The sequence below is a fragment of the Mesorhizobium sp. CA8 genome (assembly GCF_020164955.1).
Classification (GTDB): domain Bacteria; phylum Pseudomonadota; class Alphaproteobacteria; order Rhizobiales; family Rhizobiaceae; genus Mesorhizobium.
The window spans coordinates 161,954-179,828 of the sequence record NZ_JAIUHG010000009.1 but is presented as its reverse complement, the minus strand read 5'-3'; the positions used below and the strand labels follow the sequence as shown (position 1 = coordinate 179,828).

The following is a 17,875-nucleotide window of genomic DNA, read 5'->3' as shown; positions in this document are numbered from 1 at the left end:
AGGGCGGCGGAAAGACCCTGCTGTCGTCTTTGCCGCCTCCGTCTTGCCGGTTCCGCCTCCCATGTCGCCAGAGCAACAACTGCTATTTGAAGCTGGCGACCGGGTCACCGATCATGCTTCTATCGACCGTGATGCCAAGCCCCGGGCCGGTCGGCGCCGCACCGCGTCCATTTTTCACGCGGGGTTGGTAGCCTGCAATATGTCCATCGGTCCAGTCGTTGAAGAACGAAGTCTGGAGAAGGTGCGACGGCCGCGAACTGGCGGCTACATGGGAGACGGCGGCGGCGCAGACATCTCCGCCCCAGATGTCTTCGATGTTGAAGTGCAGACCGAGATTCTGGGCCGTATCTCTCATGCTCACAGCCCTGGTAATTCCACCGACGCGCCCGATCTTGATGTTGATGCCTGCCGCGCCGACTTCATACTTCGCCTGGTGCAAGTCACCACAATTCACGACGCTTTCATCCATGATCAGGGGCAACGGGCTGATTTTTCGAAGCAGTGCGCAATCCGCCAGCTCCCTGCAGGGCTGTTCGAACCATAGGTTCAGGTCCTCCAGAGCCCGCATTCCGACCGACGCCTCGAGCAGGGTCCAGCCCGCATTGGCGTCGACATAGAGGAACACGTCCTCATCCGCTTCCTCCACGATCGCACGGACACGCGCTGCATCCCCTTTGGGATCGTCACCGACCTTGAGCTGGAAACGCCGAATGCCCGCTTTGGCTCGCTGGCGAAGGAAATCGATATTTGCCTCGGTGGATGCGAGCGGTATGGCCTCGAAGATCGGCAGATCGTCGCTCAGGACGCCTCCCAGCAAGGCCGCGACGGGCATATCGACCGATTTTCCGAAGATGTCCCAGCAGGCAACGTCGAAGGCACTCTTCGCGTTGAGCTGGCCCATCAATATGCTGTCCATGATCGCTTCGATCCGCCGGGTCGCGCGAGGGTCCTGGCCGATCAGGTTCGGCGCGAGTTCTCGGAGGGCCGCTCGTGTGCCGCCGGCAAACAGCGGCAGATAATTGCCCGACAGGATAGCGGCTTCGCCCCATCCCTCGATCCCGTTGTCGGTTATTATCCGAACCAGGTTGGACGGCTGCTGGCTCGCCGCCCGACCCTTGGACATCGCATAGGTCCCGTGGATGTAGGTAAGCTTGTATTCGTAGAGTTCAATGGCGGCGATCTTCATATCGGGAACCTTTGTAACAGATAGAATGCTGGAGCTTCATGTGTCCAGTTTTGGGTCGTATAGGGTGAGGCTCGCCTCGGCGACGGGATCAACCCTCCCTGGACCAGCCCATCCGGTAGACGCGACCCGTCTGAGACCCCTCGATGCTTTTCAAGTAGCCGAGGACGACATCACGCACCGGCAGGGGCTTCACCCCGGGGAAGAACTCCCCGTACGCGCCCAAAGATTCCTCGACGAGGGTCGGGCTCACCGCGTTGATGCGAATGTCCCGTCGCATCTCGATCGCCGCGCCTTTGACGAAGCCTTCCAGCCCTCCATTCACCAGGGACGATGCCGCGCCCTGGACGATTGGATCATCGTTGGTGAGACCGGAGGTTAAGGTGAATGACCCGCCATCGTTTATCTGGTTCAAGCCCTTGAGGACCAAATTCACTTGCCCCATCAGCTTGCTGCGCAGGCCGATCTCGAATTGTTCGGGCGTGAAGTCCGCGAGATACGCATAGTGAACGGCGCCAGCCATGCATGCCAGTGCATCGAACCCGCCAAGCTCTTTGAAGAACTGATCTATTGAGGCAGGGTCGGCGATGTCCACGCGAAGATCGCTACCCGTGCGACCGGCGCTGATCACCTTATGTCTTCGGCGCAGCTCGGCAGCGACTGCGGAGCCGATCGTGCCGGAAGCTCCTACGAGAACGATTTTCATCGGATCAGGCGTTCAGGTGTTCGAGGGCGGCGCGAAGAGCCTTTTCCTGACTGGCGGACAGCGGCCCCAGCGGCTTGCGGACATGGCCGGTACCGAACCCACGCCACTGCGCTGCCTTGAGGACCGACGGCGTATAGGGGGCCCGCCAAATGTAAAGCAACGACGGCAGCATCTTCGCCCAAAGGGCGAGCGCCTGATCCAGGCGCTTTGCGGCGACGTGTTCATACAGCTGGACGGCTTCCTTCGGCATATAGTTCGCTGCACCCCAAATGACCCCGGGGACACCCGCCATGAGCGCATAGACGGTGATCGTGTCGCACCCGTTCAGAACGCCGCGGCTGATCTGCAGATATTCCTGATGGGTGGTGAAGTCGCCGCCGCTATCCTTGATGAAGTTGAAGTTGCTCAACTCGTTGAGACGACGGAACAGGTCCGGGGAGACCGACAGACCGGTTGCCTGCGGGATATTGTAGCCGACGATATCGATGCCGACCGCATCATTGACCTCCGAGTAGAAGCGAACAATGCCGTCATCATCGGAGGGCCCCTCGAAATAGGGCGGAAGGACCATGATGGCATCGGCACCGATGGACTCCGCATGTTTCGACCGGCGAATGACCTCGTCCATGTTCAGGGCCGACGACTGGCAGATAATGCTGCAACGACCGTCGATGCGCTTCGCTCCGAGTTCATAGAGACGGTTGCACTCGGCTTCGGTCAGGTATGGATGCTGACCCGTTCCAGCACCCAAAACGAGTCCATGCACGCCGGCGTCGATAAACTTGTCGATCAGTTCCTCGAAGACGCCGTATTCGATTTCCCCGTTCGCGTTGAACGGGGTCTGCATCGCCAAATTGATGCCTTTCAGATCAGCCATTTCTTCTCTCCCTTGAATCCTAGACTTCTGCGCCTGCTTGCCGGAAGCGCATAAAGGTCACAAAACCTACGCCCATCGACGTTATGATCCGCGGATAGGGACGACTTGGGCTCGCGCGACTCTTCAGGATGTCGATGACAGGCGACGACATTCCGCATGCCAACTCGGCGACTGCCTTTCCGAATGCGGCGCCGCGCGCGACGCCCGTGCCGTTACAGAATGCCGCCCCGTACACGCCCTGCGCCAGTTCGCCGAAGACCATCCCGCCATTCTGTGCCAACGTCAGCAGTCCGCCCCAGCTCGCCTCGAAACCCATCTTGGAAATCTGCGGCCAACGGCGGTCGAAAGCGACCTGCTGCTGGATGCGGGCCTTCTTCACGTCGGCTTCCGTGGTCTTGAAGTCGGTGGCATAGGAATAGACGTTCCGCAGGAATAGACGGCCGTCGACTGTCCGGCGGACCGTCGTGCCGAAGCTGTCGGCTGGGATGAGGCCGTAGGCGGAACGATCCCCGACCTGCGCCAACTCGGACTGCGTCAACTCCCGTGTCATGCTCGCGAAGGTGTAAAGCGGTATCGCGCGGTGCTTGAAGAACCCGAATTTCGTCAGACAGCCTGACGCACACAGAATTATCTTCTTTGCACGGATAATTCCCGCGGGTGTCTCGCAGATGTGCTTCGAACCGTCCAAAGTCATCCCGATGACCGAGGTGTCTTCGTGAACGGTTACGTTGGAAGGCAGGGCGCGTGCCGCGTTCTTCAGGTACTTCGCGGGCTGAACGAGGATGGTGCCGGGATGGTGAAGCGCCCTGATGTAGTGCCTGCTTCCGGTGATCTTGTGGATCTCTGGTTTCTCGACCCAGCTGTATTTCTGTCCAAGAAGGTCCAGGGCTTCGGAAAAGCGCCTCAGATTTTCGACGCCATGATCGGTCGCCGCGCTGTGGTATTTGCCTTGAGTGTCCCAATCGCAGTCGACGCCGCGCTCTTCGACCGCGCTCCGGATGTACGATATGCCGTCGAGATTGACGAAAAGCTCTTCCTTATTACCTTTGATGTCCTCGACGAAATCCTTCTTGCGGGGATTGTGGGCGAGATCAATGACGAAGCCCATGGACCGGCCCGACGCGTTGTTGCCGATCCGGCCCGCATCGACCAGTAGGACGCGCGCGTCAGGATTGAGCTCGGCGAATCTTCGGGCCGCATGAAGGCCCATCCATCCGGCACCGACAACGAGGCATTCGCACTCCACGTCGCCGCGCTGAGGTATCAGCGGCAGGCTCGCTCCAGAAGTCAAAAACCAGCCAGACGGCGTCGGCTCCGGATGGGGCGGGTCAATCGCAATACGCTTATCAGAACGTGCTAGGGATGCCACGGTCAGCTCGCTTAGACGGCTAATCGGAAACACTGGAGAGCGTCCGATAAGATGTGTTCGTCATGACCTTCTAGCGTGGCAGGGTTTCTGCTCGTAGACGGGAAAGATCGAGGCTGATATAGAATGACTTGATGTCAAAGCTTCGTAGACTGGTTCCTTCTCCTCAATCGCTGTTCGTTTTCGAAGCGGCTGCACGGCATCTCAGTTTCAAAGCCGCCGCATTGGAGCTCAATGTGACGCAACCGAGCATTTCGTATGCGATCAAGCTGTTCGAGAAGCATTGCGGTACCGAGCTTTTCGAGCGGGACAATCGCGGCGTTCACCTGACGGAAGCCGGTATCCAGTTATACGAGGAAGTGCGCTCGGGATTCCGGGGAATCGAGCAGAAGCTGTCAACCATCTCGGGCGGTGGCGCCAAGTACATCACATTCGCCGCGTCGTCATCGATCACCGCTCATTGGCTCGCGCCCCAGCTATATCACTTCCAGGAGGAGCATCCGGATGTCCGGATTAAGGTGGTTTCGACAGATCGTGATATCGAACCGGACAATGAAGTGGATATTACCTCCTGGGTCCGGCCTCGCAATTTCTCGCGAGACAACAGCTGGTATATAGCAGACGAAGTGGTATTCCCGGTATGCTCGCCGGGTTATCTGAATTCAAATCCGAAACCGGAGACGGTGAACGACCTCGTCAAACACAAGCTGCTTCATTCTTCCGATTTATACCGCAAGCGAATGAGCTGGTCTGAATGGATGAAATTAGCCGGTAGTGACGCAACTGAGATTCAACCTGACATCGTGTTCAATGACTATCAGCTCACACTACAGGCAGCTTTGGCGGGAGAAGGAATTTCTCTCGGCTGGGCGATGTCCGCACAGCAACTGCTGAACAACCGTTTGCTCGTGCGTCCGCTGGATATAGAAATCCGGACAGACCGAGCCCATTTCCTGCTTGCGAACGAAAAAGCGACTGCGAACAGTTCATGCAAGAAGATCGTTGATTGGTTTCTCAGTAGCACCTCGGAACTGCGGGGAGCCAGCCTTAGCTCACCGTCGGAATAGACTGTTTCAAAGTCGGTTCCGACATCGGCTGTTGAAGCTTACCGTGGGATTGGCGCATTCAGGTTACGGCACTTCCTCGGGGGACCCGAATGAACAGTTCCGTTCCATGCAACTCGACCGTGTAGCAGGCGAGATCTGCACATCCTGGCGGGGCGTTAAATGCTTCGCCGGTCTCCACGTCGAACTCTGCGAAATGAAGCGGGCATACGATCCGCCGTCCCTCTGTGAAGCCTTCCGACAAAGAGGCATCGGCATGTGGACATCTATCGTAGACGGCGAACGGCCTGCCGTCGAGCAGGCCAGCCGAAACATGACCCGCGGACGTATGCTCGAAGCGCGAAATCTGTCCTTCGCGGAGTTCATCTGCGTGGCACAGGTGTTCAAGCGTCGAGTTCGTGTCGTCGAGGGTTAGGCGCGACCTCGCCAAGGATTCCGAGGAATGGTTCGGCCCTGATATTTTAGACGCAAACCGATGGACGTCGCCCGGTCGATTGATGCCGATCGCGAAGCCATGGAATTCCCAGTACGGTGCAGACCCGTATGAACTGGAGATAGGTTTCGCTGAAGGGTCAGGGAGTCCTACGATCTGCAAGTTCAGGTCGTATTGCGTCGACCAGAACCTAGCAGGGAAGATAGCATCGGTCGGTTTCGAAAGGATCGCTCTCGCTGCCCGTGCGGCCTGTTCATTGGCGTTGTGCCAGCTTTCGATACGTGATCCCTGCATGGCATTGGGTCTCCGCTGACGCGCGACGTCGCCGACGGCGAAAATCCGAGGATCTTCCGTGGCACCATTCTGGTCCGTATCCACTCCATCATGGCAGCTCAGCCCGGCGTGCCTCGCAAGGAGGTCGTTGGCGGTCATTCCAATGGCGACGACAAGAGTGTCCGCCCGTTCGATGATTCCCCCGATCTCCGCCTCAATCCCCTCGGGTGTCTCCCTAAATGTCGGTTCCACGCCTAGACGAAGATGCACTCCCTCCGCGCGATGCCTTGTCTCCAGGAAGTCGCTGACGACCTCAGGAAGCGCTTTCGCACAGAGCCGCTTCTGCCTCGCGAAAAGTGTCACCTCGCAACCAATAGTTCTCGCCGCTGCGGCGATTTCGAGGCCAAGCCATCCTCCTCCAAGGACAAAGAGTCTCGAACTGCGAGCCAGGCGCTGCCTGAAGTGCCACGCGTCTTCTGCGGTGCGGACCGAGTGAACGTGGCCGTACCCTCGATCGATTCCTGGAAGGCGCCGGGCGGATCCGCCAGTAGCGAGAACGAGGAATTCATAGGCATGTCGGCTACCGTCCGACGTTTCGACCATCCGGTTCGCACGATCGATGCTTGTTATACGGTTGTTGAGATGCAATCTGATGTCCAGCCGCTCGATCTCGTCAGGTAGAAGCACGCTGGTTAGTTCCACCTTCCCGTCGTCCCGAAACCCGATCGATTTGGACAATGGAGGGCGCTCGTAGGGAGCGTGACGCTCGTCTCCGAAGATTTCTATGGGGGAATCTGAACCCAAGTCCCGAAGCGCCTTCGCCGTCATGGCTCCGGCTTGGCCACCTCCGACGATTACGATCGGCGCAAGCCCGGGGACCGGCCAGGATACGTTCAGGCGGTCACCGACTTCTATCTCGCCTTCGGTTAGGACGTCGCAATAAATGCCGAAGTTTTTCTCGAACTGCGCAATGAGGGTGCGAAGAACGCGTCGATCCTCGGGCACTCCTTGCTGCTCAAGTGACGTGAAACTGCATCGGCCACACGGCTTCGTGCCGCGTAGCCGAACATTGCCGATCCGGAACTCCTTTCCTAGGAGGCTGTACTCGGGCATCTCACCCGAATCGGGAATGTCGACCAGAATATTGGGCCTGAAGCGACGTTCGTCGATCTCGCTTTCCGGCAGGGACCGACGCAGCGCCTCGATCGACTGCCGACTCAAAAGATGGATCGGGCTGAGCTCGTATCGAGAAGCTGCTATCTTGTTTCCGAGGTGCTCTCCATATCGACAAGCCCGCACTCTCCGGCCGAAGCTCGTTGCCATGGCCTCGGCGATTGCTGGATCGTCGGCGTCGTGCCACCTTTCTGAGTCTCTCGAGATTTGGAGTGTGCCCGCGTCGACAATCCGAGCCGCGAACAGTGGCGCGACGTTCCAATGCTTTTGAATGGAGGGGTAGACGATGTCGTTCGTGTCTTCGTCGAACAGACCGTAAGCCCGATCCAGATCGAGGCCGCGAGATGACACGGGCGCTCGGCGCATGCGCTCGCCCGTCAGTGAGCTGACCGGATAACGCCAAATCTCGAGTGTGGACCCGATATCTCGATCCAGAGGTTCATCGGTCGACGACATCGTTCTCTCCAGGGACTGCATCTTGAGGCGCTTTAGCGGCCAACGCTCCCCAATAGCCACAATCACGGAGGTCAAGGTTGCCAAACGCCTCGCCGGCCCCTCGGCCGGCGCTTGTTTGATACCGGAACGAGGTTCAGCCCTGTAGGCGGAAAAATTGAAGTCTTCGCATTGACTGGATTGATAGCTGGCCAATCAAGCCTCAACATCGACGTTCGACAGCGGCTTGGAGCAGCAGGCAAGGATGAATCCCTCGGCGACTTCCTCGTCAAGGATTCCGCCGTTGTGGTTCATGTCGACCTTTCCAGAGGCCTTCATGAGCGACGCGAGATAGATCATTAGCGTCTATTCAGCGGGGAGAAATCGACCTTCCGACCGCAAAAATTTAGCAGTTTGATATAGAATAGCTTTATACTGTGGCCAAACAGGCGAAAGCGTCGCCAGTGAGTTCCGGCACCGGAAATATGAACTCCCATTATTTTCGCAAGGAAAAACATAGACTTACGCGAGCGTATATGTGAATCTCGCTAGAAGCCCTTCGCTGCAGGGTATCCGCGGCGAACGTGCAATTTCGTTCCTTCGATAAAATGCGCCCCATTTCCAAGTTTGACGGCGAGGTCGGTACCAATCTATCCAATCCGGGTGACCAATGACCAACAAGCTCATGGTAATGGGAGAATTCGATGAGAAGGTACTTGCTTTCATTCGCCGCCCTCGGCACTCTGATGAGTGCCGGCGCTGCCCATGCGGCATGCGGTGACATCACGCTGTCGGCCTTCAATTGGCAATCAGCTGAAGTGAACACCTATGTCGATCAATTCATTCTCAACAACGGCTATGGCTGCAACGTATCGGTAGTTGCTGGCGACACGGTTCCAACTCTCACGTCAATGATCGAGAAAGGTCAGCCAGACGTCTCTCCGGCCGTGTCGCCGTCAGTCGTCGGCGATCTGTATGCGAAAGGCTCTGCCGAAGGCCGCGTCGTCAAAATCGGTGTCGCGATCAGCGATGGTTCCACCTCGGGCTGGTTTATTCCCAAATACGTTGCCGATGCCCATCCGGACATAAAGACCGTCGAAGATGCGATCAAGCACCCGGAACTGTTCCCATCCCCGGAAGATCCGTCAAAGGGGTGGGTCATCCAGGGACCGCAGGGTTGGGGCATGACGGTCGTGACGGCTCAGTTGTTCAAGGCTCTCCAGGCGGACAAGAAGGGTTTCGTACTGGTCCCCACCGGATCGGGCGCGGCCCTGGATGGCGTCATCACAAAGGCGTATGAGCAGAAGCAGGGTTTTATCACCGGATACTGGGCGCCGACATCGCTGCTGGTGAAGTATCCCATGTTGATGCTGCAGGGTCCTCATGACGAAGCAGAATGGACCCGTTGCACTTCCAAGCCGGATTGCCCCGATCCAAAGGTGAATTACTGGGTGCCTGCGGAAGAGGTGACGGTCGCAAGTGCGGCATTTATGAAGCGCGACGACGTCGCCGAAGCAAAAGAGTATTTCGCCAAACGCAGTTGGACCCGGGCTGAAGTCGGGAAGATCATGCTCTGGATGACCGACAATCAGGCAAATGGCGAGGATGGCGCCAAGTGGTTCATCAAGAACATGCCTGAAGTCTGGACGAAGTGGGTATCTGCAGATGTCGCAGAAAAAGTAAAAGCTGCCGCGAACTGAAATCGCTGATTGTCGCGGAGCCATCTGGCGCCGCGGCGGTCGCATCCTGCGCACCCGCCTATCGGCTGCGGATACGATCACACTTCACGACACGGCGTCCTGTCCAGGTCGCCGTGTGTGCGCTGCGTTAACGCCGCTTGAGATTGTACTGGAATTGCTGAATGGACTGGCTTTTTAGATTTCCGCAACTCGATCCCGAGGTGTTGCTGGCGATAAAGCGCTACGTGGACGGGTCCTTGAGAGCATTCACGCGTGCTTATGGAGCGGCTATCGAAAGCAGCTTCTTTCCTTTACAGCGCATTCTTACCTTCTTCGAGAACGTCGCTACCGGAGCGCCTTGGCCCATCGTCATCATCGTACTCGCAACCATAGCATGGCTCTGCGCGCGAAGCCGCGCGGTGGTTCTGTCGGTCATCGGCGTCCTGATCGCCATCGGCCTGTTCGGACTTTGGCAGGAGGCGATGAAGACGATCTCCCTCGTATTTGCGGCCACGATATTCGCCATCGCGATCGGTATTCCACTCGGGATCATCCTGAACCGCTTCCGTCGTGTCGGCGCGGTCATGCAGGCGATCCTTGACATTATGCAGACCATGCCTCCATTCGTTTATCTTATCCCGGTGGTCATGCTGCTCGGCATCGGCAGGGTACCCGGCTTTATAGCGGTGGTGATATACGCGATACCTCCTATCATCAGGCTCACCGACCTCGGCATCCGTCTCGTCGACAAGGAAGTGTTGGAAGCGGCCGATGCGTATGGATGCTCTCGGCAGCAGAAGCTTTGGAAGGTGCAACTGCCACTGGCGCTTCCGACTATCATGGCTGGGATCAACCAGACCATCATGATGGCTCTCAGCATGGTTGTAATCGCCTCGATGATCGGCGTTCAGGGTCTGGGCCTCAACGTCCTTCAGGCGATCGCAAATCAGTACTTCACCCAGGGAATCTTCAATGGGTTCGCCATCGTGGGCATAGCGATCATCTTCGACCGGATAAGCCAGGCCTATGGCCGGCGCATGCAGAAACATCGGGGTTCCGCTGATGAATAGCAGCGGCGCAAAGATCGAGATCCGTGATCTCTACAAGATATTCGGCCCGACACCCGATCGGTATGTCGAAGCCGTCCGAAACGGGATGTCGAAGTCAGAGCTGGCTGCCAAGCACAATCGCATTCTCGGCCTCAACGACATCAACATCGAGATGCCCGCCGGCAAGATACAGGTTGTGATGGGTCTGTCTGGCTCGGGAAAGTCGACGCTGATCCGACACATCAATCGTCTGATCGAGCCGACCTCGGGCTCCATCATTGTCGACGGTCAGAACGTCCTGGATATGAAGGAACTCGAATTAAGGGAGTTCCGCCGCAACAAGACCGCCATGGTGTTCCAACGGTTCGGGTTGCTGCCGCACCGTACCGTGATGGACAACGTCATCTTCGGGTTGGAAATCCGAAGCGTCGAGAGGTCGAAAGCCCGCGACGTGGCGATGCGTTGGATCGATCGCGTCGGCCTCAGGGGTTTCGAGCAACGATACCCGCATGAACTGTCCGGAGGCATGCAGCAGCGGGTGGGCTTGGCGCGGGCTTTGAGCAACGACGCCTCGATCCTTCTCATGGACGAGGCATACTCCGCGCTGGACCCTCTCATCCGTACCGACATGCAGACTATGCTGCTGGAGCTCCAAACTGAACTAAAGAAGACAATAGTCTTCATCACCCACGACCTCGACGAGGCGCTGAGGCTGGGCGACCGCATTGTAATCCTCCGCGATGGATCGATCGTTCAGCAGGGAGACAGCCAAGATATCCTTCTCCGGCCTGCGGACAATTATATCCGGCGGTTCGTGAAGGACGTGAACCGCGCCCGGTTCCTTAAGGTCGAAGCCGTCATGAGTCCGCTGTCCTCGTCAGAGCCGAAGTCGCTCGTCCGTATCACGCTTGGCACGACGTTGGAGGCAGCGGCGAAGAACTTGGCCAACTCTGATCGGGATACCTTTCTTGTGGCCGGATACGATGGCAGGCCGCTGGGTGAAATCTCGCTCCGACAGATCACGGCGGCGCTCTCCGCATCGGACGAATAGGAGGTAACGTGGCGAGCGGCGCAAAACCAGGCTGCCGGGTGTGGCCAATCCCTCGAAGCCCTCGTTCGAACAGTCGCCTCGCAAGGCACGTTTAATGGCGGAAGCATTCGACGCCGAGATTGCATCCGCACAACAAATATGACGTTGGCCACTCTTGCAGCCCAGATCGCGCGATCACCCGGAGTGGCCTTTATGACGGCATCCGCATACTGATTGGGAAACGGACCATTATATCAAAGCTCTGACTTTGGAATCGGCGCCGTGGGACTCGGATAAGAGCCGACGGTTTTCGTTCGCGTTGGACCTTCGGAGCGCCTGAGGAGTAACGCCGTTCACCTCGCGAAAACATTTTGAAAAGTGGGAAGCCGAGACGAAACCGCACCCGACGGCGATCTCGATGATCGGCATGTCCGACTGCACAAGGAGCAGCTTCGCACGCTCTAACCGCAGAAGCAGGTAGTACCTGCTTGGTGAGCAGCCGATTTCTTTTTGGAAGAGGCGCTCCATCTGGCGGCGTGAACGACCGACGAATTTTGCTAGGCTACTCATCGGGACGGGGTCGCCGGCTGTCCGCTCCATCTCCTGTATCAGCTTTACGACTGTTGGGTTCGACAGTCGGCCACCTTTCACAAAAGGAATCCGTTGCGCTTCTTGCGGGCCTCGGCCACGTTCGATTAGTGCTTGTTCGCAAATCTGAGAGACAACCCCCGGTCCGAACTTTTGCCCGACGAGATGCAGCATCATGTCCAGCGACGCCGAACTTCCCGAACAGGTCCAGATACCATCGTCGATCGTGTAGATCGAGGTTCGGACGTCCACATCCATGAAGCGCTCACTGAAGCTTGGACGGAACTGCCAATGAACGGCACAAGACCTGTTGTCGAGAACGCCGGAGCTGGCAAGAATCTGCGTCCCGGTTCCTAGACCAGCCAATATCACCCGGTGATGCCGACATTCTCGAACCCAGGCTTCAAGGCCTCTCGTGCTGTGGTTATCGACATTGTCTCCGGCGCAAACGACGACCATGGAAGGGCGCGAGCCGTTCAAAAGCGCCCTTCGCTCGGACATAAGCGACATTTCGGCGAGGACAGGTGTACCGCAACTGGCGGTCACGGTTTCCTGCAGGTTCGAAGCCGTACGCCAGATATAGGCCTGATATCCGAGAATTCGATTGGCGCGATGAAGTATGCCCGCCGCTGACGCGAAAGCAAGCAAGTCGAACTCCTCGATGAGATAGAACACGATTGATATCGGTTCTGACTCGGTATGCGGTCTGATAATTGGCTCCTCCCGAAATTCAGCGCCAGTTCAAGATAGAAGTCTGCCTCTTAGAGGCTACGAGCGATCCATCTTGCCGGGTAGCTCGAAAAAACTGGGTCATATATAGAGCAGGTTGATAGCTGGGCAGGTCGATGCTTCGACTTCGGATAGGCACTCGGGGCGACCGCATCCATCGCTGGGCGACAAACTGCGCCTGAAGCTATTTTGTTGCCGGCTGTCTAGACCGGCTTCTAGGCACATCGTGTAGCCGCGATGTCCATAGTGAACTTCTTTCCGCTTTGCAGAAAAAAGCCGCAGATCAATTATCGGCTTGGCTGATGCAGTTTTCCAGATTGTGAACCTTGTTTTCAAAAAGTGGGGACAAAAAATGGCTTCCGGTCAAAAACACCTGCAAAAAATAGCAATAGCACTGATGGTTTGTGGCGCAACTATTTCCGGAGTCTTCGCTGGCGTCATGGAAGATGCCAAGCAACGCGGAAAACTTGTATGTGGAGTCCAAGGGGTCACTCCAGGGTTCGCCTTGCAAAATCCAACAACGGGCAAAATTGAAGGGTTAGAACCCGAGCTTTGTGAAAAGGTTGCTCACTCTCTTGGTGTGCCCGTAGAGTACAAACTGGTTGCGTCGGAAGCACGAATTGCGGATTTGCTCCAGGGCCGAGTGGATCTTCTCGCAGCAGCGATGACCTGGACAGCAGCTCGCGCCGAGCAGGTCGACTTCAGCGCGGTGTATTTCACTAACTACTTCAAGGTCATGGTCCGAAAAGATTCAGGCATCACTAATTTCGACGGCCTTCGCATCGCACGTTTTGCCAACAATAAAGGTTCGCTTCTTGAAAAGATAACCCGTGAGCGGTTCCCGGAGGCCACACTTATTTCATATGATGGCAACCAGGCTTACGTCGCGATAGAGCAGAAATTGGTTGATGCCCTTGCGTCCGGCGAATTGTTCTTGCGAACCTTCCTGGCGAACGCCGATAGCGCAAAATATGTCATCCTGGACGGCGATCTTGGTTATTCCAAAATCGGCTTCGCCGTTCGCAAGGGCGATCCAGCATGGGTCGATCATCTCAACAAGGTTCTCGTCGACCTGGAAAAATCTGGTGAAGGCCAGAAAATGTACGACAGAACGATAGGACCAATCATGAAGGAACGCGCGTTCAAATTTGGTGATCCAATTAATTAGAAAGCGGGTCGCTCGAAGTGTGGACGCAAGCGATGTGGAAAAAAGTTCACTCGAATCGCTGAGATGAATGATTCTAGGGAGGTTCTATAAATGGATCAACATACTATTGCGTCGCCACCCTCGGCGAGTCTCGACAAGGACTGGTGGCAACTTCGAAGCGATCTGGCAGCTGCACATCGAATTGCGTCGGCACAGGAGTTGAATGAAGGCATATTCAACCATCTCACTGCATACTCAAAATCCAAGCCGGATCGCTTTCTTTCTCTGCCTTTCGGACAGCATTGGAGCGAGGCTGCTGCCAGCGAGCTTCTGGAAGTAGGCTTTGATGGCAGCACGCTGAAAGGCGATGGAATCGTCGAGTCGACCTGTTATTGCATTCATGTACCAATCCACCGCGCTCGTCCTGAATGCGCTGCGGTTTTCCATACTCACATGCCCTTTGCGACCGCTTTGACACGGCTGAAGGACCCCTCCCTCAAAGCCATCGGACAAATCGAAATAGGCTTTTTGAACGACATAGCGTACGATGAAAGCTATAACGGGAAAGCGACAACGTTAGACGAGGGCGAGAGGATGGCTCGAGTTCTCGGTCAGAAAAATGTTCTGTTTCTTGCCAATCATGGAATTATTGTTCTCGGCAAAACCGTTGCCCATGCCTACGAGCGGCTATACTACCTGGAGCGCGCCTGCCAAACTCAGATCTATGCGATGTGGACCGGTGCCGAGTTGCTCCACGTCCGACGAGATATCCTGGAATTGGTCAACGTGCCATCCGGTCATGATGCTGGACAGATGCTTTTTGATGCGATGAAGCGCGTTTACCTGAACCCGATAAAGAAGCGCTTCGACGACTAAGTAGACCGGATAGGGAAGGCGGTAGGTGTTTCGTCATACAAGTTTTCTCACTATTGGCCTGTTAGAAGTGGGGGTCGAAAGTGATGCTGAATTAGCAATTCGCCGTCTCCGCGCGGATCCGAGGGGCAGTGCGCGGTAGTGACGATTCGAGATGGCGAAGTGCTCCGCCATGTCGACCTCAGGGGCGACTGCGGCAAGTTAGTACTCGAACAGGGGCCATCAGTTGGAGCGGAACTTTGCAGCATTTTATTCGCGATCAGGCCCCCAATCCCATCAGAGAAGCTCAGCAGGCAATGCTGCAGCAGATCTCTCTGCTCTCGGCTCCGCTAGTGAGACCATCGACGATGCGGTCTGTGATAATTCGGTCTGCGTCTTGTCGTGGCTCCGCGGTGCTGCCGAGACTGCATGCCCGGCGGCGTTAAAATTACATTTGATCTCGGCTCTGAGCGTCACTTTGGCTTTGACTTCAAGCGGATAGTCTCCGCCGGCCTACGCTCGGGGCATTGATAACTCCCGACAGGGCAGGGCATGTTGGATAACGTAGCCCGATCCCAAGCCACGGCATAGGTAACGATCTTAGAGTCCGTTTGAGAATTGGTTCAATGGCTGTTTGGCATCAAAAGACTGCCCACGGGTACCTGGATCATGGCTGGGCGACGTCGATGTTCGTGGTCGCGCACGCGTGGCGCCAGCATGCTAACCAGCCGAACGTTCTTCCCACTAATTGAAGCTGAGCAGCGGCTTGTAGCCGGGGTCGGTATCGATACGGGGCATTTACTTCCATGGCGAAATCGTAGCCCAAAATCAGAATTCAATCGCGCTCTTACGCGGCAGGGAGTCACACGTGACAAAATCATTTGATTTTGGAAATGAACCTCGCCAGGACGAGTTTTCATGCTTGGTTGCAAAGGAAGTCCAGCGCGTTCTGGCTCAACTCGCGGAAGTTATGAAGGGTGGGAGTTCAGTCGCATCGCACATAGGGCAAGGCAGAGCCGCCGATTTGGTTTCTGCAACGCATCAACAAACCGTTCATGACGATCTGACTGCCCTGGCCTTTGAATTTGTTCGCAGGCTCGCGGCCGACGCAGAGCGACGTTTCGATGCGACTCCTCCCGAGACGGCTCCGCGCACGCCGCAGACTGAGGGCGCACGTGGGTGCGCAGTCGTAAAAGCGCGAGATCAGCCAAGCGATAGCCAGCGCATTGAAGACTGGGCGGGTGCGGTTGCGGGGCCAACATACCTGGAAGACCACTTCGGCATACCGCGTTCGACATTGCATTGGTGGCAACGGCACAATGATGTAGTTGCGTTGCGGAAGGGCGCGCGCAAGCATGTGTTTCCCTTAGCCCAGTTCATCGACGGCAGGCCTGCGCCGGGGATACGACAAGTGCTCTCCTTGATCGCCAATCCCAGACCGGCGTGGATTTGGCTGACGTCCCCTTCATCTCGGCTTGATGGCCGAATTCCCATAGAGATGCTCCGGCAAGATTTGGCTGCAGAAGTTATCCGGGCTGCACGAGACTTTTCCTCGACATGAAGTGCCGCTGACGAGAATCCCGTTGTGAGCCTGTGAAGGCTCTTGAGGACCGCACGCGCGACGACGCAATACGCAGTGTATTTGGCACCAGGTGAGAGCTGTACAGATTGTATAGTATGTGCAGTATGGGCCAATTGCCCGGTATATCCACGATTTTCGTGGCATAAAGGCCACGGTTGTTTAAGATACAGTGGATTACATCGCATTTATATTGCATTTAGAGACGTCATGGATAGCAATCAAACTGCGAAAAGGTAGCGCGTCGAGCACCTTTTCGATCGTGGGGAACGGGGAGGGGCGCTGTCTTTTAACAAAGAAGATGCCCTGACCCCTTTTTTGATCTTTGTGACTGGAGATAAAAAATGAGCATCAAGAGCCTTCTTCTCGGCTCCGCAGCCGCTTTGGCCGCGGTCACGGGCGCACGCGCGGCCGATGCCGTCACCGTTGACGAGCCGGAACCAGCTGAGTACATCAAGATCTGCGACGTTTACGGCGCAGGCTACTTCTACATCCCTGGCACCGAAACCTGCCTGCGCATCGGTGGCTACATCCGCTGGGATGCTTCGGCCGGCGAGGTAGGCTCGTTCGACGGCCGTCGTGCGGTCGACCATGAGGACGACGGCACCAATGATACTTGGCATAAAAAGACCCGCTTCACCTTGAAGACGTGGACTGGTCAGGAAACCGAGCTCGGCACCTTGAAGACCTACACTGAAACCCGCTTCAATTATTCCGACGGCAGTAACAGCAGTTCACTGAATTTTGCCTGGATCCAACTCGGCGGTCTCCGCGTCGGTAAGGACGAATCGGCCTTCGACACGTTCATCGGCTACGCCGGCAACGTGATCAACGATACGCTGGTTCCCTACGGCGATTTCGACACCAACGTCGTCCAGTACTACTTCGACGCTGGCGCTGGCTTTTCCGCCGTGATCTCGCTCGAGGAAGGCTCGGGGGTCAAAGGCACGATCGACAGCTATGTTCCGCATGTCGTCGGCGGCGTTAAGTACACGAAGGGCTGGGGCGCCATCACTGGCGTCGTCTCCTATGACAGCAACTACGAGGAAGTGGCCGGCAAGGTTCGCCTGGACGTGAATGCCACCGAGGCGCTGTCGCTGTTCATCATGGCTGGCTACGGCACTGACGACAACCTGTCCGACCCGACCTGGGCAATCCCGGCTGGCGGCCGCGGCTTCTACAAACAGTGGGGCGGCAACTGGGCAGTCTGGGGCGGCGGCACCTACAAGTTCAACGAGAAGACTTCGTTCAACCTCCAGGTATCCTATGATGAGGCTAAGGAATTCGGTCTTGCGGCGAACGTCGCCTACAAGATTGTCCCGGGCCTCACGATCACGGCCGAAGTTGACTGGGCTCATAACGACCACGACAGCAACGGTTCCAATTGGACCGGCATCCCCGCTGGCAAGAGCAACGCTGTCGGCGGTATCCTACGCTTCCAGCGCTCGTTCTGACGGATCGAAGCATTGATCCATAAGACCAATCAGGTGCGCTAGAGTCGCCGCTCAGCCAGCATTGGCTGAGCGGAGACACCAAAAGAACTAGCTTTTTGTGGCTCGCGCGAAATACTTGATCCCGCTATCTCCCAAGGGTCGAAGCGTGTCGCCGAAGCGACGGGCGCCTTTACCAAAGCGTCCTTCGGACGCCCGCGCCTAGGCTTGTGATCAGCGGCGCGAACTGCTCCCACTCCTCGTCGGTCAAATCAGAACGGGCAG

14 protein-coding genes and 1 pseudogene are annotated in these 17,875 nt (G+C 56.8%); 8 read left to right on the top strand and 7 right to left on the bottom strand.

What is annotated here, in order from left to right:
- Positions 1-82: 82 nt before the first annotated feature.
- The 4 genes from LB553_RS13055 to LB553_RS13040 all read right to left on the bottom strand — a co-directional run bounded on the left by LB553_RS13055 (position 83) and on the right by LB553_RS13040 (position 4,135).
- A complete protein-coding gene (locus LB553_RS13055; RefSeq protein ID WP_224513726.1) occupies positions 83-1,186 on the bottom strand; it encodes a mandelate racemase/muconate lactonizing enzyme family protein in 1,104 nt (367 codons plus the stop codon).
- A gap of 88 nt (positions 1,187-1,274) precedes the next feature.
- Positions 1,275-1,889 carry a short chain dehydrogenase gene (locus tag LB553_RS13050; protein ID WP_150828489.1) on the bottom strand — a complete coding sequence of 205 codons (615 nt, stop codon included), beginning with the start codon at positions 1,887-1,889 and terminating at the stop codon, positions 1,275-1,277.
- 4 nt (positions 1,890-1,893) lie between these two features.
- Positions 1,894-2,766, bottom strand: a complete 873-nt coding sequence (locus LB553_RS13045) for a dihydrodipicolinate synthase family protein (protein WP_150828488.1) — start codon at positions 2,764-2,766, stop codon at positions 1,894-1,896.
- A 19-nt stretch (positions 2,767-2,785) separates the two neighbouring features.
- On the bottom strand, positions 2,786-4,135 hold the full coding sequence (locus tag LB553_RS13040) for an NAD(P)/FAD-dependent oxidoreductase (RefSeq protein WP_224513725.1): 1,350 nt from the start codon (positions 4,133-4,135) through the stop codon (positions 2,786-2,788).
- A 131-nt stretch (positions 4,136-4,266) separates the two neighbouring features.
- Here LB553_RS13040 and LB553_RS13035 point away from each other — a divergent pair, with 131 nt between their 5' ends.
- Entirely contained in the window at positions 4,267-5,199 is a 933-nt protein-coding gene (locus LB553_RS13035) for a LysR substrate-binding domain-containing protein (protein WP_224513722.1), read from the top strand.
- A 58-nt stretch (positions 5,200-5,257) separates the two neighbouring features.
- On the opposite strand, the gene LB553_RS13030 is transcribed toward LB553_RS13035, so the two are convergent.
- Together LB553_RS13030 and LB553_RS13025 are read right to left on the bottom strand one after the other, a co-directional pair.
- Complete coding sequence (locus LB553_RS13030; protein WP_224513720.1) at positions 5,258-7,723, bottom strand: FAD-dependent oxidoreductase; 2,466 nt, start codon at positions 7,721-7,723, stop codon at positions 5,258-5,260.
- Positions 7,724-7,849: pseudogene (locus LB553_RS13025) on the bottom strand (hybrid-cluster NAD(P)-dependent oxidoreductase); the annotation flags it as partial. It lies immediately after the preceding gene.
- A 362-nt stretch (positions 7,850-8,211) separates the two neighbouring features.
- On the opposite strand from LB553_RS13025, the gene LB553_RS13020 reads away from it, so the two are divergent.
- The 3 genes from LB553_RS13020 (at position 8,212) to LB553_RS13010 (ending at position 11,286) form a co-directional block, all read left to right on the top strand.
- Positions 8,212-9,207: a glycine betaine ABC transporter substrate-binding protein gene (locus tag LB553_RS13020; RefSeq protein WP_150828485.1), complete on the top strand. Its 996-nt coding sequence runs from the start codon at positions 8,212-8,214 to the stop codon at positions 9,205-9,207.
- A gap of 161 nt (positions 9,208-9,368) precedes the next feature.
- Positions 9,369-10,256: an ABC transporter permease gene (locus LB553_RS13015; RefSeq protein ID WP_224513718.1), complete on the top strand. Its 888-nt coding sequence runs from the start codon at positions 9,369-9,371 to the stop codon at positions 10,254-10,256.
- On the top strand, positions 10,249-11,286 hold the full coding sequence (locus LB553_RS13010; protein ID WP_150828483.1) for a quaternary amine ABC transporter ATP-binding protein: 1,038 nt from the start codon (positions 10,249-10,251) through the stop codon (positions 11,284-11,286). The genes LB553_RS13015 and LB553_RS13010 overlap by 8 nt, the downstream gene beginning before the upstream one ends.
- Positions 11,287-11,514: 228 nt before the next feature.
- On the opposite strand, the gene LB553_RS30700 is transcribed toward LB553_RS13010, so the two are convergent.
- Entirely contained in the window at positions 11,515-12,528 is a 1,014-nt protein-coding gene (locus LB553_RS30700; protein WP_224513717.1) for a GlxA family transcriptional regulator, read from the bottom strand.
- A 349-nt stretch (positions 12,529-12,877) separates the two neighbouring features.
- Between LB553_RS30700 and LB553_RS13000 the strand changes: the two genes are divergently transcribed.
- The 4 genes from LB553_RS13000 (at position 12,878) to LB553_RS12985 (ending at position 17,614) form a co-directional block, all read left to right on the top strand.
- Entirely contained in the window at positions 12,878-13,750 is an 873-nt protein-coding gene (locus LB553_RS13000) for a transporter substrate-binding domain-containing protein (protein WP_224513714.1), read from the top strand.
- 90 nt (positions 13,751-13,840) lie between these two features.
- Complete coding sequence (locus LB553_RS12995) at positions 13,841-14,605, top strand: class II aldolase/adducin family protein (RefSeq protein WP_224513712.1); 765 nt, start codon at positions 13,841-13,843, stop codon at positions 14,603-14,605.
- 844 nt (positions 14,606-15,449) lie between these two features.
- Positions 15,450-16,142, top strand: a complete 693-nt coding sequence (locus LB553_RS12990) for a hypothetical protein (protein WP_224513710.1) — start codon at positions 15,450-15,452, stop codon at positions 16,140-16,142.
- A gap of 362 nt (positions 16,143-16,504) precedes the next feature.
- A complete protein-coding gene (locus tag LB553_RS12985) occupies positions 16,505-17,614 on the top strand; it encodes a porin (protein ID WP_224513708.1) in 1,110 nt (369 codons plus the stop codon).
- Positions 17,615-17,875 lie beyond the last annotated feature (261 nt).

Excerpts from the sequence above, each read along its gene's own strand:
- LB553_RS13055 (WP_224513726.1), bottom strand. The coding sequence starts at position 1,186 with ATGAAGATCGCCGCCATTGAACTCTACGAATACAAGCTTACCTACATC.
- LB553_RS13050 (WP_150828489.1), bottom strand. The coding sequence starts at position 1,889 with ATGAAAATCGTTCTCGTAGGAGCTTCCGGCACGATCGGCTCCGCAGTC.
- LB553_RS13045 (WP_150828488.1), bottom strand. The coding sequence starts at position 2,766 with ATGGCTGATCTGAAAGGCATCAATTTGGCGATGCAGACCCCGTTCAAC.
- LB553_RS13035 (WP_224513722.1), top strand. The coding sequence starts at position 4,267 with ATGTCAAAGCTTCGTAGACTGGTTCCTTCTCCTCAATCGCTGTTCGTT.
- LB553_RS13020 (WP_150828485.1), top strand. The coding sequence starts at position 8,212 with ATGAGAAGGTACTTGCTTTCATTCGCCGCCCTCGGCACTCTGATGAGT.
- LB553_RS13015 (WP_224513718.1), top strand. The coding sequence starts at position 9,369 with ATGGACTGGCTTTTTAGATTTCCGCAACTCGATCCCGAGGTGTTGCTG.
- LB553_RS13010 (WP_150828483.1), top strand. The coding sequence starts at position 10,249 with ATGAATAGCAGCGGCGCAAAGATCGAGATCCGTGATCTCTACAAGATA.
- LB553_RS12995 (WP_224513712.1), top strand. The coding sequence starts at position 13,841 with ATGGATCAACATACTATTGCGTCGCCACCCTCGGCGAGTCTCGACAAG.
- LB553_RS12985 (WP_224513708.1), top strand. The coding sequence starts at position 16,505 with ATGAGCATCAAGAGCCTTCTTCTCGGCTCCGCAGCCGCTTTGGCCGCG.